The organism is Bradymonas sediminis (genome assembly GCF_003258315.1).
Taxonomy (GTDB): domain Bacteria; phylum Myxococcota_A; class Bradymonadia; order Bradymonadales; family Bradymonadaceae; genus Bradymonas; species Bradymonas sediminis.
Genome location: NZ_CP030032.1, coordinates 851,230 through 874,778 on the forward strand (window position 1 = coordinate 851,230; position 23,549 = coordinate 874,778).

Here is a 23,549-nt window from a genome sequence, read left to right on the forward strand (position 1 = left end):
CGGTCGGGGCCGAGTCAGGAGGTCGTATCGGTCGCGAGCCCCTCGGCCTTGATGCTCATAAATCCCGAATCGGGCCGCAATTTCGCGTCGATCTGCAGGCCGCCCGGGTTATTGGAGTCGCCGAATTCGAGCAGCGCGTCGAAGACGGTCGCCGCGAACTTCGCGTCATCTTTGAGCGCAGCGCCGGCACGCGTGGGCGGAATCTGGCGGCGCAACGCGTCGATGCTCTCGGAGCTTCCCGGGTGGGCAAAAAACGCCAATTTGATGCGCTCCGAATCCTTGATCGTCAGCTCACGCCAGATGGCGCGAACCTCGTCGCGCTTCTCGGGCGTCAAGCGCTCGGCCATGCGCTGCAGGCGCTCGGTGAGCTGGGCCGGGCTCAGGCTCGGGTCGAGCCCCAGGCGGTCAAAGGGGTTCTGATAGGCCGGATTGTCAGGATTCTCGCGATCACTCATCGGGTCTTCTCCGTGCCCAGGCGCTTGGCCTCGTGGGCGAGTTGCTGGCGATATTCGTCGATCTTATCGTTGGACGGGTAGAGCGATTCCGCCTGCTCGAGTAACTCCCAGGCTTCGGCGATGGCTGTCTCGACCCGCGTCGCCGTGCCCGGCAACATCGTGATCGCCGAGGGGACCATGCGCACGCGCAAGAGCAGGTCGCTGAGGTTTAATAACTTCTCATAAGACAGCATCATCGAGGCGTTTCGGTGCCCCGGGCAAACCTTAATCGCGCGCTCAAAAAACGCATCACGTCCCTTCGAGCGCGAGCGATGCTCGCCGCGAAATACCAAAAAGTCCGCGCAGGTCGAGTTCTGCCCAAACGCCTGGCCGTCCAGGATAAACGCCTCAAGCGCGTCGTTAAACGGGCGCGCAGCGCTGAGCAGTCTTTTCATCCATTTGTCGAGCTCGTCGGGGCCGAGTTTTCGCAGCTTCCAGCCGATGTCGACCGCCGCGTCGCTCACCCGTGCGGCGACCGACGCGTCGATGGGCAAAATCTCGAAGATGGCGTCCGCCCAGTTAAACGGAGCGAGCAACGCGTCGATATTTGGCGCGCTCAAATCAAGCGCGTCGATCATGCGGGCGAATTGGCGAAGCAGCGCGGCTTGGGTGTCGCCGAGGTCACGCGCGACCGCGTCGCCGAGGCCAATCAGCGCCGGCTCTTCGCTCCCCGAAGCCTTGATTTGCGCGGCGAGGTGCGTCAGCGCCTGCCAGGCGAAGCGGGTTTTTTGAAGGTCGACAGCGGTTGGGTTTGCCGCGTTTTCCAGGCTGAGCCCGCTGCGCAATTGGGCCGCGCGCGCCGCGATGATGGGCTCCAGAAGTTGCTCGCGCGTCTGCGCTTTTGTGGCGCCCATGCCCTTTAGCCAGGCGTCCAGATAATCTGAGCTCAGCACCCGCAGCCAGGCGGCGACGCTCTCGGTCCAAAAATATTCGGCGGACTCGAAATCCTTCGCGGCGACCGCCTCATCGCAAAAACGCCCGAAGAGAAGGGCGTGGTGGTGGTCTGTGCGGGGCGACCAGCCGGCGGCGACGGCTTTTGACCATAATTGGAGCCAGTCAGCGGCCAGGCGCGTCCCGGATTTTTTGGGATCTTCGGCGAGCGCCTCGACCCGCGGGCCGATGACCTGCCAGCCGGGGTCTGTGACGATGGACTCGACCCAATCGCGCAGGATGCGCGGGTCATCTTTGCGCGCCTTCGACCGACCTCTAGACAAGCAATGGATGAGCGTCGGGACGAGGGTTTTGGCGCGCAGCGCGGCCAATAACCTGCGCTTGGGCGAGCGCTCGGGGAGGTTCTGGGGCGTTGTAATATGCCGCGGCTTCAAATTCGCTGCCTCGGTGAGTGGGGTGAATTCGAATGAGATTAACGTCAGGAGCGCCACATATTAAGCGTGGTCAGGCGGCCGCTTCGCGGAAGCAAATATCGTAAATAAGTTGCTCGAGCAGCGTTTTATCGTCGAGGCTGCTCGACTTCAGAGCGCGGTCAACGCGCAACAGTTGCGAGCGAATATTCTCGATATCGCGCAGCCCAAAGGTGCGCGCGTGGCGCTCATAATCCTTGAGGAAAAACGGCGAGACACGCACCGCGCTGGCCTTCTGGTTGCGCGTTAGATTGCGCACCGACGGGTCTTGCAGGCGCGCGACGATTCGGAAATGGCGGGCGAGCATCGCGACGGAACCGATGGCCGACTCACCATTGCGCAGCATATTCGCCACGATATGCAGCGCGTCCTCGAATTTGCGCTCGCCGACCGCGTCGGTGAGCTCAAAGACCGAGCGAACTTTGGTGTCCGCCACCACCTCGCGCACGATAGCCTCGTCGACGACCCGCAACTCTTTGGTGCCTGACTCGTTCGGGCCAATATAGAGGTCGATTTTATCCAGCGCCTGGTCCAGCGTCGCCAGGTCGGTGCCGACCGCCGCCACAAGATAGGCAGAGACCACCGGCAGCAGGCGAAGGCCACGGCGACCCGCGCGGCTGTCGAGGATCTCGGCGACCTCGTTCTCATAGAGGCTCGCAAATTCGCAGGAGACGCCCGCTTTTTTGAGCTTTTTGACCACGGCCTTTCGCCCGTCGAATTTCTTCTTGGCGGTCTGCGCGTGGACGATAAGGCAGGTCGAGGGCGACGGGTTGTCCAGATAACTCGACAGTCGGTCGAGCTCCGACAGCGGCACCTCCTGGGAGTCGCGCATCAAGACCACCCGGCGTTTGGCCATCATCGGCAGCATCTCGCAGGCCGACACGACCGAGTCCATATTGGCCTCGCGCCCGTGAAAGGAGTCGAAATTAAAGTCATTGGTCCCCTCGGGCGCGGCGTGCTTGATGATCGCGGCGACCGCCTCGTCGAGCATCATCGTCTCTTCGCCCCAGATAAAATAAACCGGCGCGGCTTCGCTTTTTTTGAGCGTGCGAAAAAAGTTGCGCGCGTTATCGAGTTTTTTGCCCATTCAAATCCCGCCTGCGATCGTGGCCGTCATTATCATCTGGATAGCTATATTCGGCGTGTCTGCAATCAATGCCCGTCGCCTCGTATCGTCGCACAGAGCTGTATCATAATCGTGCAGAAATTACGCCCGGAATTTCTGGCGAACCCGGCCGGGTTGCCTAGCTTTGAGGTCTGGACTGGGCGGCCTTTCGGGTTGACGAGGGTTGGCGATCTTGATTAGACCATCGCCCAGCGATTTAGAAGATGCAATCGTTCAACGAATTTTTTTATTTCAACCGCGTTTAGTAGGCCGGCGCGTCGACTCGCGCCGCCGAATTTTCATTTTAAACCCACCCATTTAGGAGAACAAAAATGGTCAACACCAACGCCCCCGACAACGTCGCCGCAGCCCCCGCAGAAGCCACCGTCACCGACAGCGGCCTGGCCTATCTCGTCCTCACCGAGGGCAACGGCGCGTCGCCCAGCGCGAGCGACACCGTGCGCGTCCACTATACCGGCTGGACCACCGACGGCGCGAAATTCGACAGCTCGGTCGACCGCGGCCAGCCCGCCGAGTTCCCGCTTAACCGCGTGATCGCCGGCTGGACCGAGGGCGTCTCGCTGATGAAAGAAGGCGAGACCACCCGCTTCTGGATTCCCCAGGCCCTCGCCTATCAGGGACGCCCCGGCGCCCCCAAAGGCATGCTGGTATTCGACGTGCAGCTGATCGCCGTCCTCTGAAGATAATATCTTTATAAATATTCAGTGGGTGTCACTAATCGGGGCCAGGTCATCTTGAGCTGGTAGTAAAATAGGGCTTCTATCCCAGACCTAGAAGGTCTGGCTCCGGTATTCAACTTTTGAACGTCTAAACCCGATGCCGATTGATCGGAACCTCCAAGGCAGTATCATGAGCGAATCAACTCCGTTACTCGATAAAAATACGCGCATTCATATGCTGGGCATCGGCGGCATCGGCGTCTCGGCCGTCGCGCGGGTTTTGCACCAGCGCGGCTATAAGGTGCGCGGTTCCGATATCCGTGAGAGTTCGCTCACCGAGGCGCTGCGGGCCGAGGGCGTTGAAGTTGCCATAGGGCATGACGCCTCGCAGATCGACGGGGCCGACGTAATCGTGGTGTCGACCGCGATCCCCGACCATAATATCGAGCTGGTCGCAGCGCGCGAGCAGGGCATCCCGGTGCTACATCGCTCCGAGGTGCTCGCCCACCTGATGCAAGGCTACCGCACCGTCGGCGTCACCGGCACCCACGGCAAGGGCACCGTGTCGAGCATGATCGCCTGGATTCTAGAGTGCGCGGGCCTCAAGCCCGGCTTCATTATCGGCGCGATGCTCCACAACTTCGGCACCAACGCGCGCGACGGCGAGGGCGATATCATGGTGGTCGAGGTCGACGAGAGTGACGGCTCGCACCTCAATATCAAGCCCGACTATGTGGTCTGCAACTTTCTGGAGCTCGACCACCTGAATTATTACGACGGCCTCGACGATATTATCCAAAATATGGTCGACTTTATGGAGTCCAACGAGCGGCTTAAAGAAGCGTTCGTGAACCTCGACTGCGACGGCAATCGCCGGCTCAGCGAGCTGGTCGCGCTGCGCCCGACCGGCTACGCCACCGAGCACCGCGCCGAGTTCCACGCGCGCCTGCTCGGCCCGGGCCAGCTCCCCATCAAATTCGAAGCCTCGCGTCGCGGCGAAGTGCTCGGTGAGTGTGAGTTGAACCTTCCGGGACATTATAATGTGGTCAACGCCATGGCCGCGATGGCCGTGTGTCGGCGCCTGGGCGTCGAGATGCCCGCCATCCAAGAGGGGCTGCGCACCTATAAGGGCATGGAGAATCGCTTCACCATCGCCACCGGCGGCGGCGTGACCATCGTGAAGGATTATATCTCGCACCCGACCGGCATGCGCAAAGTCCTGCAGTCCTCGCTGAACCTGGGCGAAGGCCGCGTCATCAGCGTCTTCAAGCCCTATCGCTACACGCTGATCAAATACCTGCAGCATGAATACGGCGAGGCGTTTGTGGGCAGCGATGAGGTGATTATCACCAAGATGTACGCCGCCGAAGAAGACCCGATCCCTGGCATCAACACGATGACGGTGGTCGAGCGCATCCGCGAAAATGATCTTGAGTGCACCTATATCGAAGACCAGACCCAGATTAACGATTATCTCTACGAGCATGTGCGCCCGGGCGATAAGGTCATCTTCTTTGGGGGCGATGATTTCTTCCGCATGGCCGACGAATTCCTCGCGGAGTTCACCCAACGCGCGCAGACCTCCGGCCCAAGCCCGGAGCAGCGCCGCGTGAGCGGTCCCTTCGATGAGCCCTCCGAATAATAACAATTCGAGGCAGGCCATCTTGGCCTGCTTTGGGCGCAGGCCCAAAACGATGGCGAGCATATGACAAAGCAATGGCTTGATTTCGACCGCTACGCAGTCTTTGGCATGGGCCGAAGCGGCATCGCCGCCGCTAACCTGCTCGCCAGGCGCGGCAAGCAGGTTCTGGCCAGCGATACCCGAAGCGACGAAGACCTCAGCGCGGTCGCAGCCAAGCTCGAAGACGGCGTCGAGTTGCGCGGCGGCGGGAACCACTGCGGCGACGCCCAGGTGGTCGTCGTCTCCCCCGGGCTCAAGCCCACGCTGCCGATCTTCGCGGAGCTTCGCGCTCGCGAGATTCCCGTTATCTCCGAGATTGAGCTCGCCGCCGCCGCGACCGACACGCCCATCATCGCCATCACCGGCACCGACGGCAAAAGCACCACCACCGTGCTCGTCGAGCATCTGATTCAGGCCGCCGGCGTCGAGTGCGTCGCCGGCGGAAACCTCGGCGTCCCCCTTTGCGAACTCGTCGAGACGATCAGCCCCGAGGGCTATCTTGTCGCCGAGGTCAGCGCCTTCCAATTATGGACGACGCATCATTTCAAACCGGCTGCCATCGGCCTCACAAATATCGCCTTTGACCACCTCGACTATTTCGACACCTACGCCGAATATGTCGAGTCAAAGCGTCGCGTGCTCAAAAATGCCGGCCCCGAAACTCCCGGCGTCTTTAACCTCGAAGACACCTATATCCAAAAATGGCACGCCGATTTTGAGGGCAAGGCGATCGCCTATGGGCTCTCCGAAGAGGCCGTACGCGACGCCGAACACGCCTTCTGGCTCGACGGCAATACCTTGTCCGCACGCCTGGACGGCACCGAGTACCGCGGATGGCTCCCGGACATCAAAGCCCTGCCCATCGCGGGCCCCCATAATATGCTCAACTTGATGTGCGCCACGGCCCTGGCGCTGCGCGCAAGCGTGACGCTGGAGCAAGCCGCCGCCGCCGCGAAGACCTTCAAGCCCCTGGCGCATCGCCTTGAATTCGTTGAAGAAATTGACGGAATTAAATATTTCGACGACTCAAAGGCCACCAACGCCCACGCCGCGCTGGCCGGGCTAAAATCCCTCGACGGTTACCTGGTGCCGATCGTCGGCGGCGTCGACAAAGGCCTCGACCTGGCCGGGCTGGTCGACTTTCTCAAGGCCCGCGCCGCGGCGGTCGTGCTCATCGGCGAGATCGCCGAGCGCGTCGCCCGCGAGCTCCAGGCCGCTGGCTACCCCGCCGACGCGCTACACTTCGCCGCCGATATGCCCGCGGCCGTCGAAGCCGCCACGAAAAACGCCGGACTCTCGGCCGACGGTGCGACCGTCAGCCTGAGTCCGGCGTGTTCGAGCTTCGATATGTTCGACAGCTATGCCCACCGCGGCGATGTCTTCCAACAGGCCGTGCGGGCGATGCTCAAAGATTAATCCTCTTCCATGATGATCAGCACCTGGTCCTCATCAACGGCGTCGCCTTCTTTGATGAGGATCTCTTTGATCACACCGTCACACGGCGCCTCAACCGGCATCTCCATCTTCATCGACTCGAGGATGATAACCTCATCATCTTCTTCGACCTCGTCGCCAATCTCGACTTCAATCTTCCAAACCGTTCCGGTGATATGCGCTTTGATATCCGCCATAATTCAAACTCCATTTAATCGGCTAAATTAGGTTATTGACGCTTCACTAATCACGGCGCAGAAATAGCATCGAGTTCGCCCGCAAACAAGGCGGGCGTCGCGCGCTCTCGCTGGCTGCGCGACCTGGTATGAGCGCTGATGCCCTGAGTCTTCGGCATTCGCCCACCCCGAGCTCACGAATTCGCTAGATGCTCCATCTGAAAAGTGATAGCGATGCCGTGTTTGATTTTCGTTTATCGTCCCTCTTAAAACCCGAGCAGCCCATGAAATTCATCCGACTATCTCTGCTACTTTTTACGATGCTCTTCTTTGTTGGCTGCACCAGTGGCCCCGACGAGAACGCCCCCGATAACGTCGCTGCGGCCCCCGAAGACGCCACCGTCACCGCCAGCGGGTTGGCCTACGTCATCCTCAAAGAAGGCAACGGCGCATCGCCAAACGCAAGCGACACGGTGCGTGTCCACTATACCGGCTGGACCACCGATGGGGCCAAATTCGACAGCTCGGTCGACCGCGGCGAGCCGGCTGAGTTTCCCCTCAGCGGCGTCATCGCTGGTTGGACCGAAGGCGTCGCGTTGATGAAGACCGGCGAGAAGTCGCGCTTTTGGATTCCCGAAGACCTCGCCTACCAGGGCCGAATGGGCGCCCCCAAGGGGATGCTCGTCTTCGACATCGAGCTGCTCGCCATCGTTGGAAAATAAAGCGGCTTAAATGCGGCGAAGCGCTTGTATTCTCGGGCCAAAGACGCGCTTTGCTAGATGCGATTTTAGAAAAATGTTAGGGTTGCGCCTCCGGTATTTGCTAATTCAGCTAATCATATAATTCGACCTCAGAGCAGACCATGAAATCGATACGACTCTCCCTATTGCTGTGTGCGGTGCTTTTATTTGCGGGCTGCTCGGACGACGCGCCGAAAGAGAATAATGGCGGGGCCGATATTGTGGAGGATAGCGGCGGCGACGTCGTCGATATCGTCGAGCAAGAGGGCACCAAATTGCGCTTTGAGCCCAAGAGCGCGGACTTCTTCGCGGTGCCGCTACCCAGTGATACCCGCCTGGCCGAAGACGGTTCGGTGTCGCTGCAGGCGTGGGAGAGCGCGTATGGCAACGCGCTGGTGAAGCTGTGGTTCGACGCGGCCGAAGAGTTGATGAACGGCTGGGGGCTTATCAGCGGTGTGTTTATGAATTTCAGCGCGCCGCTGGACCCCGCGACGCTCCCGCAGACCATCGAGGGGACGGCTTTTGACCTCGACTCGGTCGGTGATTTCCCGAGCGTCTTCCTCATGGACGTCGACCCGACGTCGCCCCAAAAAGGCGAGGCGCTGCCGATTGAATGCAAATTCACCGAGGGGCAGGGCACCTACCACGATGAGAATCTGCTGAGTTGTATCTCGCCGTTCGGCGTGGTGCGCCGCCCGCAGACGCGTTACGCGCTGGTCGTGACCTCGGCGGTCAAGGATGCCGAGGGCGAGGCGCTGGTGCCGGCGCTGGCGATGCAGAAGCTGCTTATGGGGCAGGACGTGGACGGGCAAAACGGCACCGTCGCCGCCGCTCCTTATGTCGAGACCAGGGATATGTTGGTCGAGGCGGGGCTCGGGGCCGATGATATCGTGTCCGTGGTCCTCTTTACCACCGGTGACCCGGCGAGCCGGTTGGTGAAGGTCAACGATTGGTATCGCCAACTTCCGGAGCCCGAGGTCGACGCGGGGAGCCTCGAATATGTCGAGGAATTCGACGATTATATCGTGCTTCGCGGCACCTATACGGTCCCGGTGGTTCAGTCCGGCGAGGCGCCGTTTGACGCGCCGCCGGCGGGTAAGATTGTCTTTGATGACGCGGGCGCTCCGGTGGAGCAGTCCACCGACACCGTGCCGTTTTTGCTCACCATTCCGAAGTCGCCGATGCCCGCGGAGGGTTGGCCGACGATGATGTATATGCACGGCTCCGGCGGCGAGATGCAGGAGCTTATTGACCGCGGCGCGCGCACGATTCGCGATAAGCCGGAGACGGCGCCGCGCGGCACCGGCCCGGGCGGGGTGGTTGCGCCCTATGGTATCGCCGGCTTCGCGGCCGAGTTCGGCTTCCACGGCACGCGCTTTAGCCCGTCGGACACCACGGGCCTGAAGCTCTATAACCTGCTGGGCAACCCGCGCGCGGCGGTCGATAACTTCCTCGTGGCGGCCAACGAAGTAACCCTGCACGGGCGTCTGCTCGCCGGCCTGAGCATCGACCCACAGAGCATCGCCGAGGTCGCCGCCGCGGTCGACGTGAGCGCGGCCTCCGATGGCATGATTCGCTTTAACGACGAGCGCCTCAGCGCGATGGGTCAGTCGATGGGCTCGACCATCGGCCTGCCCGCGCTGACCATCAGCAAGAAGATCGACGCGGGCATTTTGTCGGGCTCCGGCGCGACTCTTATCGAAGTGGCGCTCAAGACGACCAAACCCGTGACGCTCAAGCCCATCTTGCAAGGGTTGTTGCGCTATCGCTCCGACGAAGAGTTGGACCGCTTCGACCCGATCTTGAACTCCCTGCAATTCGCCTGGGACTTCGTGGACCCGGCGGTCCATGGTCGCCATCTCTTCACCGAGACGCACCCCGACACCTCGGCCAAGCATGTCTTGCAGCACTCAGGCGTCGACGATGGCTATTTTAGCATCTATAGCCGCACCGCTCTTTCGGGGGCCATTGGGCTTGATTTCGTGGACCCGAATCCCGAGCCCGAGACCCTTGAGATCATGAAGATTATCGCCCCGGACCACGCCACGCCGCTGAGCGCACCGGTCCAGGCAAACCTCGCCGACGGCACCATCACCGGCGTCGTGGCCGTCTATGAGCCCGAGGTCATGGACGGGCATAATATCGCGTACCAGGTCGATGACACCAAGGCTCAATACGCGTGTTTCGCCAAGTCGGTGGGCGTGGGCGACGCGCCGGTGTTTCGCAGCGTCGCAGACTCTCAGGTTGATACCTGTGACTAAGGTTTAAGTGCGCTAAAGCACGACAAAGAGCCCCGAGACGAATGAATTCGTCTCGGGGCTTTTTTATATTTGTGGCCGTCGCCGCAGGTTGTGTGCTGTGGGAGCCAGACCATCTTGGACTGGAGGTGTTCGATAAAGGCTATTGAGACCAAAAACCGGAGCCAGACCATCCTGGTCTGGTGGCATTTTGAGAAGAATTTTACTCGCCAGACCTTGAAGGTCTGGCTCCGGGGGAAGCGCCGGACAAGTATTGGATAAATAAGTGCCCGACACCAAAAACCGGAGCCAGACCATCTTGGTCTGGTGGGATTTTGAGAAGAATTTTACTCGCCAGACCTTGAAGGTCTGGCTCCGGGGGAAGCGCCGGACAAGCATTGGATAAACAAGTGCCCGACACCAAAAACCGGAGCCAGACCATCTTGGTCTGGTGGGATTTTGAGAAGAATTTTACTCGCCAGACCTTGAAGGTCTGGCTCCGGGGGAAGCGCCGGACAAGCATTGGATAAACAAGTGCCCGACACCAAAAACCGGAGCCAGACCATCTTGGTCTGGTGGGATTTTGAGAAGAATTTTACTCGCCAGACCTTGAAGGTCTGGCTCCGGGGGAAGCGCCGGACAAGCATTGGATAAACAAGTGCCCGACACCAAAAACCGGAGCCAGACCATCTTGGTCTGGTGGGATTTTGAGAAGAATTTTACTCGCCAGACCTTGAAGGTCTGGCTCCGGGGGAAGCGCCGGACAAGCATTGGATAAACAAGTGCCCGACACCAAAAACCGGAGCCAGACCATCTTGGTCTGGTGGGATTTTGAGAAGAATTTTACTCGCCAGACCTTGAAGGTCTGGCTCCGGGGGAAGCGCCGGACAAGCATTGGATAAACAAGTGCCCGACACCAAAAACCGGAGCCAGACCATCTTGGTCTGGTGGGATTTTGAGAAGAATTTTACTCGCCAGACCTTGAAGGTCTGGCTCCGGGGGAAGCGCCGGACAAGCATTGGATAAACAAGTGCCCGACACCAAAAACCGGAGCCAGACCATCTTGGTCTGGTGGGATTTTGAGAAGAATTTTACTCGCCAGACCTTGAAGGTCTGGCTCCGGGGGAAGCGCCGGACAAGCATTGGATAAACAAGTGCCCGACACCAAAAACCGGAGCCAGACCATCTTGGTCTGGTGGGATTTTGAGAAGAATTTTACTCGCCAGACCTTGAAGGTCTGGCTCCGGGGGAAGCGCCGGACAAGCATTGGATAAACAAGTGCCCGACACCAAAAACCGGAGCCAGACCATCTTGGTCTGGTGGGATTTTGAGAAGAATTTTACTCGCCAGACCTTGAAGGTCTGGCTCCGGGGGAAGCGCCGGACAAGCATTGGATAAACAAGTGACCGACACCAAAAACCGGAGCCAGACCATCTTGGTCTGGTGGGATTTTGAGAAGAATTTTACTCGCCAGACCTTGAAGGTCTGGCTCCGGGGGAAGCGTCGGACAAGCATTGGATAAACAAGTGCCCGACACCAAAAACCGGAGCCAGACCATCTTGGTCTGGTGGGATTTTGAGAAGAATTTTACTCGCCAGACCTGGAAGGTCTGGCTCCGGGGGAAGCGTCGGACAAGCATTGGATAAACAAGTGCCCGGCACCAAAAACCGGAGCCAGACCATCTTGGTCTGGTGGGATTTTGAGAAGAATTTTACTCGCCAGACCTTGAAGGTCTGGCTCCCGGGGGGGAACTCCGGGTTATGTCGTCACAGGCTCACCGAACAGAATTGCTCATAGTCGATAAACTCGATCGGGCCGGCGTCGTCGCCGCAGACCGCACAGCCCGGATCGCGGCGCAATTTAAGCTCGCGGAAGTTCGTCTTGAGCCCGTCAAACAAAAGCAGGCGTCCCGCCATCGACTCGCCGACGCCCAGTAATAACTTAATGGTTTCAATGGCTTGCAGGCTCCCGACGATGCCCGGAAGCACGCCCAGGACGCCGGCCTCCTGGCAACTCGGCGCGAATTCGGCGGGCGGCGGCTCCGGGTAGAGGCAGCGGTAGCAGGGGCCGACGTGGGGCACAAAACTCGTGACCTGCCCCTCGAAACGGAAGATGGAGCCATGGACGTTCGGGATGCCGAGCTTCACGCAGGCGTCGTTGATCAGATAGCGCGTGGGGAAGTTGTCGCCGCCGTCGACCACCAGGTCATAGCCCTCGAAGATCTCGAGGATATTCTTGCTGGTCAGACGAGTGTTGTGCATCTCGATTTTGACGTCGGGGTTGAGCGCCTGCAGCGTCTTCTTGGCCGACTCGACCTTGGGCTCGCCGATGCGCTCGTCGGTGTGCAGGATCTGGCGCTGCAGGTTCGAGCGGTCGACGACGTCGGAGTCGATGATGCCAATTTGGCCCACACCCGCGGCGGCCAGATATAGGCCGACGGGGCTGCCGAGCGCGCCCGCGCCGAGCATCATCACCTTCGAGTTGAGCAGCTTTGTCTGGCCCTTCTCGCCGACCTCCGGGATGATCAGGTGGCGGCTATAGCGGGTCATCTGCTCCGGCGTGAGCGTCTTGGCGATATGCACCGGGAAGCCCTGCTGCTTCCACGCACGGAACCCGCCTGCCACCGACGCGACGTTCGTGTAGCCGAGGTCTTCGAGCGATTTCGCGGCGAATAACGAGCGCGTGCCGCCGGCGCAGTAGAGCAGAATCTCGCGCTCGCGATTGCTCTCGATATTCTCGATCTTCATCTCGAGGGTGCCACGCGGGATAAACTCACAGCCCTCAACATGCCCGTCGACGAACTCGTCGCGCTCGCGCACGTCGATGATCAGCGGCCCGTCCTCGGCACCTGCTTCCTTCCACCGAGAGTGGAGTTGCTCGGCGTCGACCTCTCGAATCGTTTCCCTGAGCTTGCTGACTATTTCGTTGATTCCGGCCACGGTGGACTCCTTCGGTGAGTGAGCGATCAAAATTGAGTAGCCCTGGAAAACGGGCATATAGAAAATTTGGATGCAATGGAAAAACAGCTCGGCGCTAAATCCATAGCAACCAGGTATGGTTTGTTCAACAAATCCGCCGGTGATTTGTTCCCGTGGATCGAGACGCTGGCCAATACGGGCGCCTTAGAGGTCGGCGGCGCTCGAAGCGGTGAGGGCGCCGATACGTCAATCGCCGACATCGTCGATGCCATCTTTGATGCGCTCGAGCGTGCGACGGCGCTCGATCATCGTGATGGTTTCGTCGATGAGGTTTTGCTTTTTGGGCTCTGAGGTTTCTCGAATCTTTTCAAGGGTTTCGAGTAGCTCCAAGTCTTTATAGAAGGCGAGGGCGCGCAGGGAGATCTGCTGAATTTCGGGAGAGGTCGAGGACGCGGCCAACTCGAGCATCGCAGCGCGCGCCTCGAGATTTCTGCGGCGGCCAAGGGTCATAAAAACGCGCTGGCGCGCGATATGTTGAGCCTTCGGGTCCTCGAAGAGTTGCTCCCAACCCTGGGCGCGAAAGATGCCGAGCAAAAAGTCCTCGCCCGACTGGCTGATGTCGAGCCCGAGCAGGTTAAACATCTCCAAACGCAGCGCGACATTCACCGAGGGGTCGCGAATGATTCTCTCCGCGATCTGGGCGTCCAGGTGCCCCTCGGCGCGGCGCAGGGCGCGCGCGGCGAGCAGGGCGGTGTCGGAGTTCGGCTCTTCCGCAAATAGCGTCTGGAAGCGCTGGATCGCCCTCGGATCGCTGCTCTTTGCGAGGATGATGAACGCTCGTTGCAACCCCGCCTTCCACCGCTCGGTCTGTGAGTATTCGATGACCGCTTCGAGGTCTTGTGCAAGATCGCTTCGCTCGCTGAGGGCGCCGATCGCCGCGATGCGCACGTCCGGGGACTCGTCTTTGAGCGCCGCGACGAGGATATCGCGCGCCTCGGGCGCCGGGTTGCGAGACAGCGCCTGCACGCTGGCCCTGCGGGTCATGGGGTCCGGGTCGCTGATATATTTCGGTTGGATGATCTCGACAAAACCCGGCACGTGGAAGTATTTCGCGAGCTCGAGGATGCGAAGGCGGGTGCGTCTTTTGTCGGCCGCAGCCAGGATTTCTTTATAGAGCTCCGGGCGAGGAAGTTCGCCCTGGTCCCGATAATGAAGGCGGTGGCCGAGCAGGTTCAGGGCCTGAATGGCGTCATAGCCCGCCACCACGCCCGGGTTCTCGCTGGCGTGTACGAGCAGCGGCTCAATCATCGGATATTTGCCCGCGCTGAGGGCGCGAATGCGCTCATTGCGCTCGGCGAGGGTGCCCTGGCCGAGCTGGTCGATGAGTTGGACCAGCTCGTCGGTCGACGCCACCCGCCCGATCAGGCGCAGCAAGTCGACGCGTTTTTGGGGGGACTGAATCGAGTTTTCCCGCATATACTCGATGAGCCCCGGCGACGCGTGTTGCTGCAGCGAGGCCAGGGCGCGTTTGATGGCGCGGTATTCCGGGGCGCCCGGGTCGGTGTGGCGCAGGAAGTCGATCAGCAGCGAGGCGGCCTCGTTGGACGGCAGGCTTCCGATGAGCGCGATGATGCGCTCGCGCTCCACGGGCGTGCCCTCGCTGGCCGCGCGGCGGACTTCCTTGCTCAGCGGTGTCTTCAGCGCCAGGGCCATCTGGGCGATGCGGGCGCGGGTTCGCCCGTCGGGTTCGCTGGCGATGCGCGCGACGATTTGCTTGGCGGTTTGCTCCGGATTCGCCAGGTGCAGCGAGGAATACGGGGTGATCTGGGCGATCACCACGGTCTCGGTAGCCCAGTCCGGCTGGCTCTTAATTGGCTGGCCCGGCGTGGACTCCAATAGCATCACGCTCATGCAGTTTGTCTTGACCGGTTCGGGCAATTTCACCACGACGCCGTGGCCGGCGTTGACGCTCTCGAGGGGCACATCTTCGAGGTCGACCACAAAACGTGAGCCATCCGACAGGGCCAGCAGGACCTGGCTGGGGCGGGCGAACGCGGCGAGTGTGTCTTCGTTGGTGCCAAGTCCGGTGACGATGCGAACCGAGCTTAATTCGATCGCGTCGTTGATCTGAGCGCTGACAAATTCCCCGCGCCCCAGGCCCTCGGCGCCCTCCATCCAGACCGTGTCGAATCGCTGGTCTCCCAGCTCAAGCGGGCGAATCGTTGCGCCCTGGCGACTCCCTCCGCGACGGTCGCTTGAGGCCGCGAACCATTGGGACCAGGTGCGCAAAAAGGGCGGGTTAAAGTCATCGTCGGCCGCTTCGCTTGTGAGCGATTTCGCCCCGTCGAGCAGCGCGTCGATATTCACCCGGTTCACGAACGCGTCGCTGGCGGGCTCGTAGACCTCGAAGATCGGGGAGTATTTGCCCTGCACCGTGTCGACGCCGCAGAAATTTGAGCTTCGGTTGGGGCGGCGGCGGATCAGTCGATGCTCGCCGCGCGGCGTGATGATTTTGAATTGGGAGCCGCCGTCGAGCAGCGAGTATTTGGCGGTGCCCACGCGCCGCCACTTTCGATTCTCGCGAATCCACGCGACCTGAAATTGTGCCGCGTCGGGAGGGGTATCCGCGTTGATGCCGGGCAGCGCGGTGAGCAGAAGGATATGGGCGCCGTCGCGCAGGCGCTCGGCCTGCAATTCATAGCCATAATGCTCGAGCGTCGCCCAGGCCGGGAAGGTGTCCTGAAAGACGAGCTTCTTTTTGCCCGTCGCCGAACTTATCGTCAGCGCCCAATCGCGCTTGTTGAGCGCGCCGCGGTCGCCGGTTTGTAGCGGCTCCTCGCTGAGGGTGAGTTTAAGGCGGTCTTTTATGTTATCTTCTTGTAATATAAGGGTTTTTTGAAAGCGTTGGCCTGCGATTTCTGCGCCGGTCGCGCTCGGCTTGGCACCCGCCTCTTGAGCCGTCGCGCTCGCCGGAAGACCCAGGGAGATGAGCAATAGCCCGAGCGAAATCATGCCTGACTGCCGGCGAATCGCTGCGTAAAGTCGGTGTGCTTTGATGCTCATGAACGGCCTTTGATAATACTAAAAAAGATAGAGGCTACGCGTGGTTCTGGGCGACCGATGCGATTATTTCGCCGCGGACTTATCGCGATAGCGCTGCAGCTCGGCCGCAGGGGCGGGGCGTTTGCCGCTGCGTCGATACTCTCGGTAATGCGCCAGAATGCGCGCGTGGTCAAAGGCGATATCTTCGGGGAGCGCGTCGAGCTCAAAGAGCCGAGCGTCGGCGGCGTCATCGCGCGCGTCGGGCGCGCCGGTCGCCGTGGCGATAAACACCGCCGACATCGTGTGCTGGCGCGGGTCGCGCTGTGGGTCGGAGTAGACATAGAGCAGGTCCGTCAGCTCGACCTCAAGCCCGGTCTCCTCCATCGCCTCGCGCCAGGCGGCGTTTTCTACGCTCTCACCCTCGTCCACAAAGCCCCCCGGAATGGCCCAGCCCAGCGGCTTGTTCTTTCGCTCGATCAGCACGACGCGCCCGTCGATCTCGATGATAATATCAACAGTGGGCGTCGGATTTTTATAGTTCTCAGTCATAATTATAGCGCCGATATTTTGACAATGTGCAGAAGCAAACCTACCGTCCGGCCGAACTCAGGGCGATGATGCCCGCCCGCCTTTTTAACCCCGACAGGCCTATGTCTCAAGCTAGCAGCGACGCGATCGCACAGAATAACTCGTCAAACCCAATCTCCGACACCCAGCGCGGTTTTATCCTCGCCAGTGGATCGCCGCGGCGCCTTGAGCTGATGGCGAAGTTGGGCTTTGCGCCCAAGGTTCGGGTCAGCGCGGTGCCCGAGGAGCGCGGGGCGGGCGAATCGCCCAGCGAGTATACCCGACGCTTGGCGCTTGCGAAGGCCGAGGCGGTGCGCGATGAGATGGCCGCCGAGAGCGACGTGCGCGACTGGATTTTGGCCGCCGACACGATCGTGATTATCGAGGATGAGGCCGGCCGCGAGGTCGTGCTTGAGAAGCCCGCCGACGGGGACGAAGCCGCCGAGATGCTCGGGCGCTTGTCCGGGCGCGCGCACGTCGTGGAGACCTCTTATTGCTGGCTGCAACGCTCGACGGGTCGCTCGAAGGTCGAGTCGGTGCGGGCGAAGGTCGAGTTTCGCGAACTCACCCCCGAGATGATCGCGCGCTACGTCGCCACCGGTGAGTCGCTCGATAAGGCTGGCTCCTACGGGATTCAGGAGGTCGGCGCGGCCCTGGTTCGGCGCATCGAGGGCTCGTATTTCACGGTGGTCGGGTTGCCGGTCTGCGAGGTCGTTGAGACCCTGACCGAGCTCGGCGGGTTGAGCGGATTTCCCTTTCAAGACGAATAGACACAAGAGTTATATGTCTGAAGACACTACGGTTTCTAAGAATTCATCGGCCGACGCAGCGCTCCGCGCCAACCTCGCAGAGATCCGCGCGCGCGTCGACGCCGCGTGTTCGCGCGCCGGGCGCAGCGTCGAAGACGTCACGCTGGTCGCCGTGAGTAAGACCCACTCGGTCGAGGCGATTCGCGCGCTCTACGACGCCGGCCAGCGGGTCTTCGGCGAGTCCTATGTGCAGGAGTGGCAGGAGAAGAGAGAGCTGCTTGAGGGCGCCGGTTGTGGCGATGTCGAGTGGCATTTTATCGGCCATCTTCAGTCCAACAAGGCCAAATATCTCGCCGATGAGGTCGCGTTGATCCATTCGGTGGACCGAAAGAGCGTGCTCAAGCGTCTGCAAAAGCGCTCGCGCGAGCCGGTCGACGTGCTATTGCAGGTCAATGTGGGAAATCAGTCGACCAAAGGTGGCGTTGCTTCAAACGCGGTGATCGACCTGATTAAGACGGCGCGAGAGTTCGCGGATATCCGCGTCTGCGGGCTGATGTGCATCCCGCCTTATGTCTCGAATCCGGAGGATAATCGCGGTCATTTTCGCCAGATGCGCCAGACCTTTGAGCGTGCTCGTGAGTGGCTGGGCGCCCAGGAAGATGGCGATGAGGCGAGCGCGAATTTTCGGCATTTGTCGATGGGGATGAGCGGTGATTTTGAGGTCGCCATCGAAGAGGGCGCGACGCATGTGCGCGTGGGAACGGCGCTATTTGGCGCGCGAGATTACGATAATTAATCAATGGCTTAGGGCGGATCATCGTGGATAAATCGACGGATAAATTGGGCGCTTCGCAGGTCATCTTCGTGGGCTGTGGGCGCATGGGAAGTGCGTTGGCCGAAGGGGTCGTAAATTCGGGGCGAGTGAAGGGCGAGCGCGTGGTTTGCCTGGACGCGGACGCGGCGAAGGCGAGCGCGTTGGCCAAAAAGATCGGCGCCCAAACGCAACTTCTTGAGGGCTTCGAAGGCGCGCGGATTTGGATCATCGGCGTAAAGCCCAATGACGTCGCCAGTGTCATTAGGAGCTACGCGAGCCAGTTTGAGAGCAACGACACGGTCGTTTCGATCGCGGCGGGCCTGCGGCTTGGGTATCTGCGTAACCTTCTGCCCCCTGGGGTTGGGTTGGTTCGGGCGATGCCGAATACCCCGGCTCTGGTGCAGCGCGGTGTCACTGGGATTATGGCCGATGATAAGGAGGATTTGACGCCAATTCGGGCGTTATTTGAGGGCGTGGGGCATGTGGTCGAGCTCAAGGCGGAGTCGGAATTCGACGCGCTCACCGGCCTGAGCGGCAGCGGCCCGGCGTATATTTTCACCGCCATCGAGGCGCTCGCCGACGGCGGTGTCTTGATGGGCTTGAGCCGTGAGGTTGCTCGCCAGCTTGCGGTGCATACCGTTGCTGGGGCGGCGGCGATGGTCGAGGCCGATCCGAGCGTGCATAGCGCGGAGTTAAAAGATCGGGTGGCGAGTCCTGGAGGGACGACCATCACGGCGCTGGCGTCGCTTGAGGCCAATGGTTTTCGCCACGCGTTGATCGAAGCGGTGCGAAGCGCGGCGCTACAGAGCCGCGCGATGAGCGGGGAAGAGTAGGGCGGATAAAAACATGACGACGCGCCCAGAGGGTGTATAAAGGAAGGCGCAGTGAACGTGATGTGAGATGCGTTTTGGACCGAATAATGCGACCACGGAGGGCAGCAAGATGATAAAGTTTAGCGCTGAAGATATCGTCAATCAGACTTTCGAGACCCGCTTTCGCGGCTATGATCGCGCCCAGGTCGATGAGTTTCTAAACGGGCTGAGCCGCGAATTCGATCATATCGTGACCGAGCACAAGCAAGCGCGCCAGGAGCTCAAAGAATATAAGGCGGAGCTCAGCGAGTATCGCCGCCGCGAGGCCAGCCTGCACGACGCGCTGAATATGGCTCGGCAGGTCGGCGAGCAGATCCGCCAGCAGTCCGAGCGCGACGCAGAGTTGACCATTGCTGAGGCCGAATTGCGCGCCGAGCGGATGTTGGCCGGCGTGCAGAATCGGGTCAGCGCGCTGCGCGAAGAGATGTTTGAGTTGCAGCAGCAGCGCGTGCGCAGTCAGACCGAGCTTCGAAATGTGCTCGAGTCACACCTGAAGATGCTCGACCTGCTCAGCCCGCCCGAGAATGTGCAGCGCTCGTCGATCTCGCGCGCGCCCAAGCCCCCGCAGGGCGATCCGCGCGATCACGACGCTCATTTTGAGGTCGGCGACGAGGATATCGAAGACGCTCATGCCATCGACACCGTCTCGAAGACGGCGCCCGGGATCGTCGGCGCCTCCTGATTTGTCGGCGACCTTTGTTTAGTCGACGCCGTCGTCTGACCAGACTTGGGATGCCTGAAATGGGCCGGCCACGGCGTGCTCGTCCATGCGACCTTCGAGGTGCCAGAGCAGCAGCGCCATCGAGGTATATGCCGACGCGCTGGTGACCTGTTCGCGAGACTTTCCGGCGAAGAGCGCCTCGAAATGCCAGACGCCGTCGGGCGCGGCGAGGGCGAAATGCACGGTGCCCACGGGCTTGTCGGGGGTGCCGCCGGTCGGGCCGGCGATGCCGCTGATAGACAACGCGTAGGTCGCGCCGGCTTCTTTTTGAGCGCCGGCGGCCATCTGGCAGACGACCTGCGGGCTGACCGCGCCGAAGCGATCGATGATCTCAGCGCTCACCCCCAGAGCTTTGGTTTTGGCGTCATTGGAGTAGGTGATGAATCCGCGCTCGAACCAATTGGACGCGCCCGACACCGAGACGAATCGGGCCGCGAGTTTGCCGCCGGTGCAGGATTCAGCGCTGCTGACCGTCGCGCCTTGCTCTTGGAGCAGGGCGCCGATGCGCGCCTCGGTCGGCTGATCGCCTCGGGCGATGACCCATTTGCTGACGCGCTCGAGCGTGAAGTCGAGCATACGCGAGACGGCTTTGGCGCCGGGGGCCTTGAGGTGAATCTCAATCAGCGGCGCCTTCGCCAAATAACTGACCCGCCCGCCAACTTCGCTGGCCAATTCCTCGATGCCCTCAAGTTGGCTCTCCAGCCAACTCTCGCCGGCGCCAAAGAAGACGAGCCTTTCGCGATGAATCAGGTCTTCGGCGTCGCCCGCTGGCTTGAATTGAGGGAGCATATAATGCTCGATAAACCAGCGGAATTCGCGCGGGACGCCGGGCAAAAAGGTGATGACGCAATCGTTGTTCTCCACCGCGAACCCGGCCGCGGTGCCCACGTCGCTCTTGAGGATCTTGGCGCCCGCGGGGAAAAGACATTGGCTCCGGTTATTTGCGGTATATGAGTAGCCCCGCGCGGCGAATCGTTGCTTGAGCGCGCGCAATGCGCTCTCGTCGAGTTGCAGCGCGGCGCCGAGCCACTTCGACGCGGCGTCGCGGGTGATATCGTCGGCCGTTGGCCCGAGGCCTCCGCTGACGACCAAAAAGTCACAGGTCTGACTGACCTCTTCGAGCGCGTTGATGATAGTGTCTTGGGCGTCCCCGATGATATGGATGGAGCTCAAGTCAAACCCGTGATCGGTGCTGGCACGCGCCAGCCAAATCGCGTTTTGGTCGCGGGTTCGCCCGTCGAGCAATTCTTCACCGACGCATAAAATGGAGACGGTCTTCATAGGGGGCCTCTAAAACTTGTAGTTATCAGCTTGGTGAAATTCGATTGTTGCGTTTTGTTTAGATGGTGTATGTGCATAAAAACATAGCTTAATTATTTGAGCAAAGGTGCTAAACTCGCCCCGCGAGCGGAAGCACTTTCGAGTACCTACGAAAAGCGGCGAGAGCATCATATGGAGCAGACCTTCGGAAAGTATCAGCTGATTGAGAAAATCGGCAGTGGTGGCATGGCCGAAGTTTATTTGGCGACTCAGATCGGCGACCTCGCCGGGTTTGAGAAACAGGTCGCGCTTAAAATGATGTCTCAGAACCTGAGTGACCGTGAAGATCTGGTCATCATGTTTTTGGACGAGGCGCGCATCGCTGCCCAGCTAAATCACCCCAATATCGTGCATGTATACGACCTGGGGCGGGTTGAGGATACGCTTTATATCGCGATGGAATATGTCGAGGGCAAGGACCTGCGCCGCATCTGTGAGCAGGGAATTGACCAGGGTAATTTCATCTCGCGAGAATTCGCCGCGCGCATCATCGCCGACGCCGCTGCGGGTCTGCATTACGCGCATTCCAGCACGGATAACCAGGGGCAGCCGCGAAATATCGTGCACCGTGATGTCACGCCCCAGAATATTCTGGTGAGCATGGACGGCCAAATTAAGGTCGCGGACTTTGGCGTCGCCAAAGCCGAAGATCGTCTGGGTCACACGCGCGTGGGCCAGCGCAAGGGCAAGCTCTCCTATATGAGCCCCGAGCAATTCGAAGCCTCCAAGGTCGACGCGCGCAGCGACGTCTATGCCCTGGGGATTTTGCTCTATGAAACGACGGTTCAAACCCGTTTATTTCGCGGGCGCAGTGATTTCGAGACGATGAGCCTGATCGCGAATTCGCAGGTCACGCCGCCGCGCGAACTTCGCCCCGATTACCCCGAAGAACTCGAGGCGATCGTGATGCGCGCGCTCCAAAAAGACCTCGATAAACGCTATCAGTCCGCGCTTGAATTGCAGACCGCGCTGGAAGACTGGCTTCACGCCCAGGAGAAACGCGTGGGGCCGGCGGAACTCTCGGCGTATATGCACCAGATTTTCCCGATTCAGCCCAAGGCCCCGGCGCAAGAGTTGCCGTTGCCCCAGGCGCCCGAACCGCGCGCAATCGCGCCGCCCTCCGAAGCCGCGGCGCCCCAGGCGCAACCTGCGCAAGTAACGCCCGCGCCGAGGTCTGCGCCGACGCCGCCCCCGGCCGCTGCGCCTCCCAAAGCTGCGGCGCCGGCGCCCGAATTAGCCGCTTCGCCGCAGGTGAGTCAGGCGCTGGCGACCGAGGAGATCGACCGGAGTTCGCTTCGCGCCGACGGCGCCTGGCAAGACGATATCATGGAGATTCAGGCCGTCAGCAACCGCGGCACCTATGTGATGGCCGGGTTGGGTTTGCTCGTGGTCGCCGGTGTGCTCGGGTTGGCGGGCTATTCGATGATGAACTCCAAGCCGGGCATCGACACCTCCGAATCCCAACGCATCAAAGAGGCGCGGGCGCTGGCGGCACAGCAGTTAGATGAGCCACTGAAGCCGCCAAGTTTTGTGGACGTTACGCTTAAAACCGACCCGCCGGGCGCGCGCGTTGTGGTGAACGGTCTGGCGGCCGAGGCGATGACGCCGGGTGAGTATAAGTTGGTCCAGGGCGAGCAAAATGAGGTGATTTTTTATCACGCCGACCACCCGCCGACGCGCCTGTCACTTGCCGGCGAGGTGGGCGCTCAGAAGGAGGCGACCGCGCTCGATAAATACGCCGAGAAACCGGTCGCGGGCGTCCTCGAGATTCAGAGCGATCCGCCCGGCGGCATTGTCTATGTCGACGGAGAGCGATTGGGCGAGGCGCCGCAGGTTATCGAAGGAATTTCAGCAGGTTATGCTCATCACGTGCAGGTCCGAAAGGCCGAGCATTGGGCGTTTGCCGGCTTCTTCGAGGTTGCGCCGGAGCAGCGAAATGCGTTCCGCGTCAGCCTGGCTCCCAGGGAGTCCATCAGCTATCAGGATAAGGTCGAAGTGACCTACGATGTGATCCCGAAGAATAGCGAAGTCACCGTTAATGGCGAACTTCGCGGGGTGTCGCGACTTCAGGCGCGTGAGCCGCGCAATCAATTGCTGCGCGTCGGGCTGGCCAAGAAATATAGTGAGCCCCAGGAGTTCACGATTCTCACCCATGAGATCGGAACCTTCACCCTGCGTAGCTTCTTGGAGGCGCGAGAGCGACGCGAGGGCACGTTAAAGGTTGCGACCAGCCCGGAGGGGTCGATCGTGTACGTCAATTCGAGTTCACACCGAACGAACCCGCTGACGCTAAAATTGCCCGAGGATTCGTATGATATGGTGGTCGAGACCCCTGACGGCGTGCGCCATGAGACCCGCGTTGAGGTAAGCGCGGACTCCGCGAATTCCTATAAAATTGACGTCCAAGACGGCGTGTTGCAGATAAATTCGACAAATTGAGCGTCCGATTATTTTCGCGGCGCGTAGATTTTTTCGAATAAAAAACTCGCCTGCAAACCTGGTTGCGTTTATAGTGAGAAGACGCCGACCAAGTAGATGCGCCTGACATCCCAAACCCTATTTGGGCGTGTCGGTCGTATTGGCTGAGCGGTAGTAATAACGGTTCGATATTTAAAAAGTATGGGGTGTCGCCCGCGTG

The 23,549-nt window shown here is 60.6% G+C and carries 18 protein-coding genes; 10 read left to right on the forward strand and 8 right to left on the reverse strand.

What is annotated here, in order from left to right; genetic code table 11:
• Positions 1-14: 14 nt before the first annotated feature.
• The 3 genes from DN745_RS03210 to holA all read right to left on the reverse strand — a co-directional run bounded on the left by DN745_RS03210 (position 15) and on the right by holA (position 2,942).
• The gene (locus DN745_RS03210; protein WP_111332120.1) at positions 15-455 is read right to left on the reverse strand and encodes a hypothetical protein; all 441 of its coding nucleotides are present in this window, start codon (positions 453-455) and stop codon (positions 15-17) included.
• The gene (locus DN745_RS03215; RefSeq protein WP_133621734.1) at positions 452-1,819 is read right to left on the reverse strand and encodes a hypothetical protein; all 1,368 of its coding nucleotides are present in this window, start codon (positions 1,817-1,819) and stop codon (positions 452-454) included. The genes DN745_RS03210 and DN745_RS03215 overlap by 4 nt, the downstream gene beginning before the upstream one ends.
• A gap of 70 nt (positions 1,820-1,889) precedes the next feature.
• Entirely contained in the window at positions 1,890-2,942 is a 1,053-nt protein-coding gene (gene holA, locus DN745_RS03220; protein WP_111332124.1) for a DNA polymerase III subunit delta, read from the reverse strand.
• A 350-nt stretch (positions 2,943-3,292) separates the two neighbouring features.
• Here holA and DN745_RS03225 point away from each other — a divergent pair, with 350 nt between their 5' ends.
• From DN745_RS03225 to murD, 3 genes are all read left to right on the forward strand, one after another.
• Positions 3,293-3,661 (forward strand): FKBP-type peptidyl-prolyl cis-trans isomerase, encoded by a 369-nt coding sequence (locus tag DN745_RS03225; RefSeq protein ID WP_111332126.1) that lies wholly within the window; start codon positions 3,293-3,295, stop codon positions 3,659-3,661.
• A gap of 169 nt (positions 3,662-3,830) precedes the next feature.
• On the forward strand, positions 3,831-5,282 hold the full coding sequence (gene murC, locus DN745_RS03230; RefSeq protein WP_162687421.1) for a UDP-N-acetylmuramate--L-alanine ligase: 1,452 nt from the start codon (positions 3,831-3,833) through the stop codon (positions 5,280-5,282).
• Between the two features lie 63 nt (positions 5,283-5,345).
• Positions 5,346-6,737: a UDP-N-acetylmuramoyl-L-alanine--D-glutamate ligase gene (murD, locus tag DN745_RS03235; protein WP_111332130.1), complete on the forward strand. Its 1,392-nt coding sequence runs from the start codon at positions 5,346-5,348 to the stop codon at positions 6,735-6,737.
• Here murD and DN745_RS03240 read toward each other — a convergent pair.
• Positions 6,734-6,952 (reverse strand): acyl-CoA carboxylase biotin carboxyl carrier protein subunit, encoded by a 219-nt coding sequence (locus DN745_RS03240; protein ID WP_111332132.1) that lies wholly within the window; start codon positions 6,950-6,952, stop codon positions 6,734-6,736. The two genes, murD and DN745_RS03240, sit on opposite strands and share 4 nt — an antisense overlap.
• A 263-nt stretch (positions 6,953-7,215) precedes the next feature.
• Here DN745_RS03240 and DN745_RS03245 point away from each other — a divergent pair, with 263 nt between their 5' ends.
• Positions 7,216-7,653, forward strand: coding sequence for an FKBP-type peptidyl-prolyl cis-trans isomerase (locus tag DN745_RS03245; protein WP_111337511.1), 438 nt, complete (start codon positions 7,216-7,218; stop codon positions 7,651-7,653).
• Positions 7,654-7,793: 140 nt separating this feature from the next.
• Positions 7,794-9,932 (forward strand): hypothetical protein, encoded by a 2,139-nt coding sequence (locus tag DN745_RS03250; protein WP_111332134.1) that lies wholly within the window; start codon positions 7,794-7,796, stop codon positions 9,930-9,932.
• Between the two features lie 1,742 nt (positions 9,933-11,674).
• Here the strand turns inward: DN745_RS03250 and moeB are convergent.
• The 3 genes from moeB to DN745_RS03265 form a co-directional block, all read right to left on the reverse strand.
• Positions 11,675-12,847, reverse strand: coding sequence for a molybdopterin-synthase adenylyltransferase MoeB (gene moeB / locus DN745_RS03255; protein WP_204355076.1), 1,173 nt, complete (start codon positions 12,845-12,847; stop codon positions 11,675-11,677).
• A 225-nt stretch (positions 12,848-13,072) separates the two neighbouring features.
• Entirely contained in the window at positions 13,073-15,889 is a 2,817-nt protein-coding gene (locus DN745_RS03260; RefSeq protein ID WP_111332138.1) for a HEAT repeat domain-containing protein, read from the reverse strand.
• A 63-nt stretch (positions 15,890-15,952) separates the two neighbouring features.
• Positions 15,953-16,417 (reverse strand): NUDIX domain-containing protein, encoded by a 465-nt coding sequence (locus tag DN745_RS03265; protein WP_111332140.1) that lies wholly within the window; start codon positions 16,415-16,417, stop codon positions 15,953-15,955.
• A gap of 101 nt (positions 16,418-16,518) precedes the next feature.
• On the opposite strand from DN745_RS03265, the gene DN745_RS03270 reads away from it, so the two are divergent.
• The 4 genes from DN745_RS03270 to DN745_RS03285 all read left to right on the forward strand — a co-directional run bounded on the left by DN745_RS03270 (position 16,519) and on the right by DN745_RS03285 (position 19,552).
• Positions 16,519-17,205 (forward strand): Maf family protein, encoded by a 687-nt coding sequence (locus DN745_RS03270; RefSeq protein ID WP_111332142.1) that lies wholly within the window; start codon positions 16,519-16,521, stop codon positions 17,203-17,205.
• A 13-nt stretch (positions 17,206-17,218) separates the two neighbouring features.
• Complete coding sequence (locus tag DN745_RS03275; protein WP_111332144.1) at positions 17,219-17,980, forward strand: YggS family pyridoxal phosphate-dependent enzyme; 762 nt, start codon at positions 17,219-17,221, stop codon at positions 17,978-17,980.
• 23 nt (positions 17,981-18,003) lie between these two features.
• Positions 18,004-18,831, forward strand: a complete 828-nt coding sequence (gene proC / locus DN745_RS03280; protein ID WP_111332146.1) for a pyrroline-5-carboxylate reductase — start codon at positions 18,004-18,006, stop codon at positions 18,829-18,831.
• Between the two features lie 109 nt (positions 18,832-18,940).
• Entirely contained in the window at positions 18,941-19,552 is a 612-nt protein-coding gene (locus DN745_RS03285) for a DivIVA domain-containing protein (protein ID WP_162687422.1), read from the forward strand.
• Positions 19,553-19,570: 18 nt separating this feature from the next.
• Here DN745_RS03285 and DN745_RS03290 read toward each other — a convergent pair whose 3' ends face one another.
• On the reverse strand, positions 19,571-20,872 hold the full coding sequence (locus tag DN745_RS03290; RefSeq protein WP_111332150.1) for a CinA family nicotinamide mononucleotide deamidase-related protein: 1,302 nt from the start codon (positions 20,870-20,872) through the stop codon (positions 19,571-19,573).
• Positions 20,873-21,043: 171 nt separating this feature from the next.
• Here DN745_RS03290 and DN745_RS03295 point away from each other — a divergent pair, with 171 nt between their 5' ends.
• Positions 21,044-23,350, forward strand: a complete 2,307-nt coding sequence (locus DN745_RS03295; RefSeq protein ID WP_111332152.1) for a serine/threonine-protein kinase — start codon at positions 21,044-21,046, stop codon at positions 23,348-23,350.
• Positions 23,351-23,549: the final 199 nt, after the last annotated feature.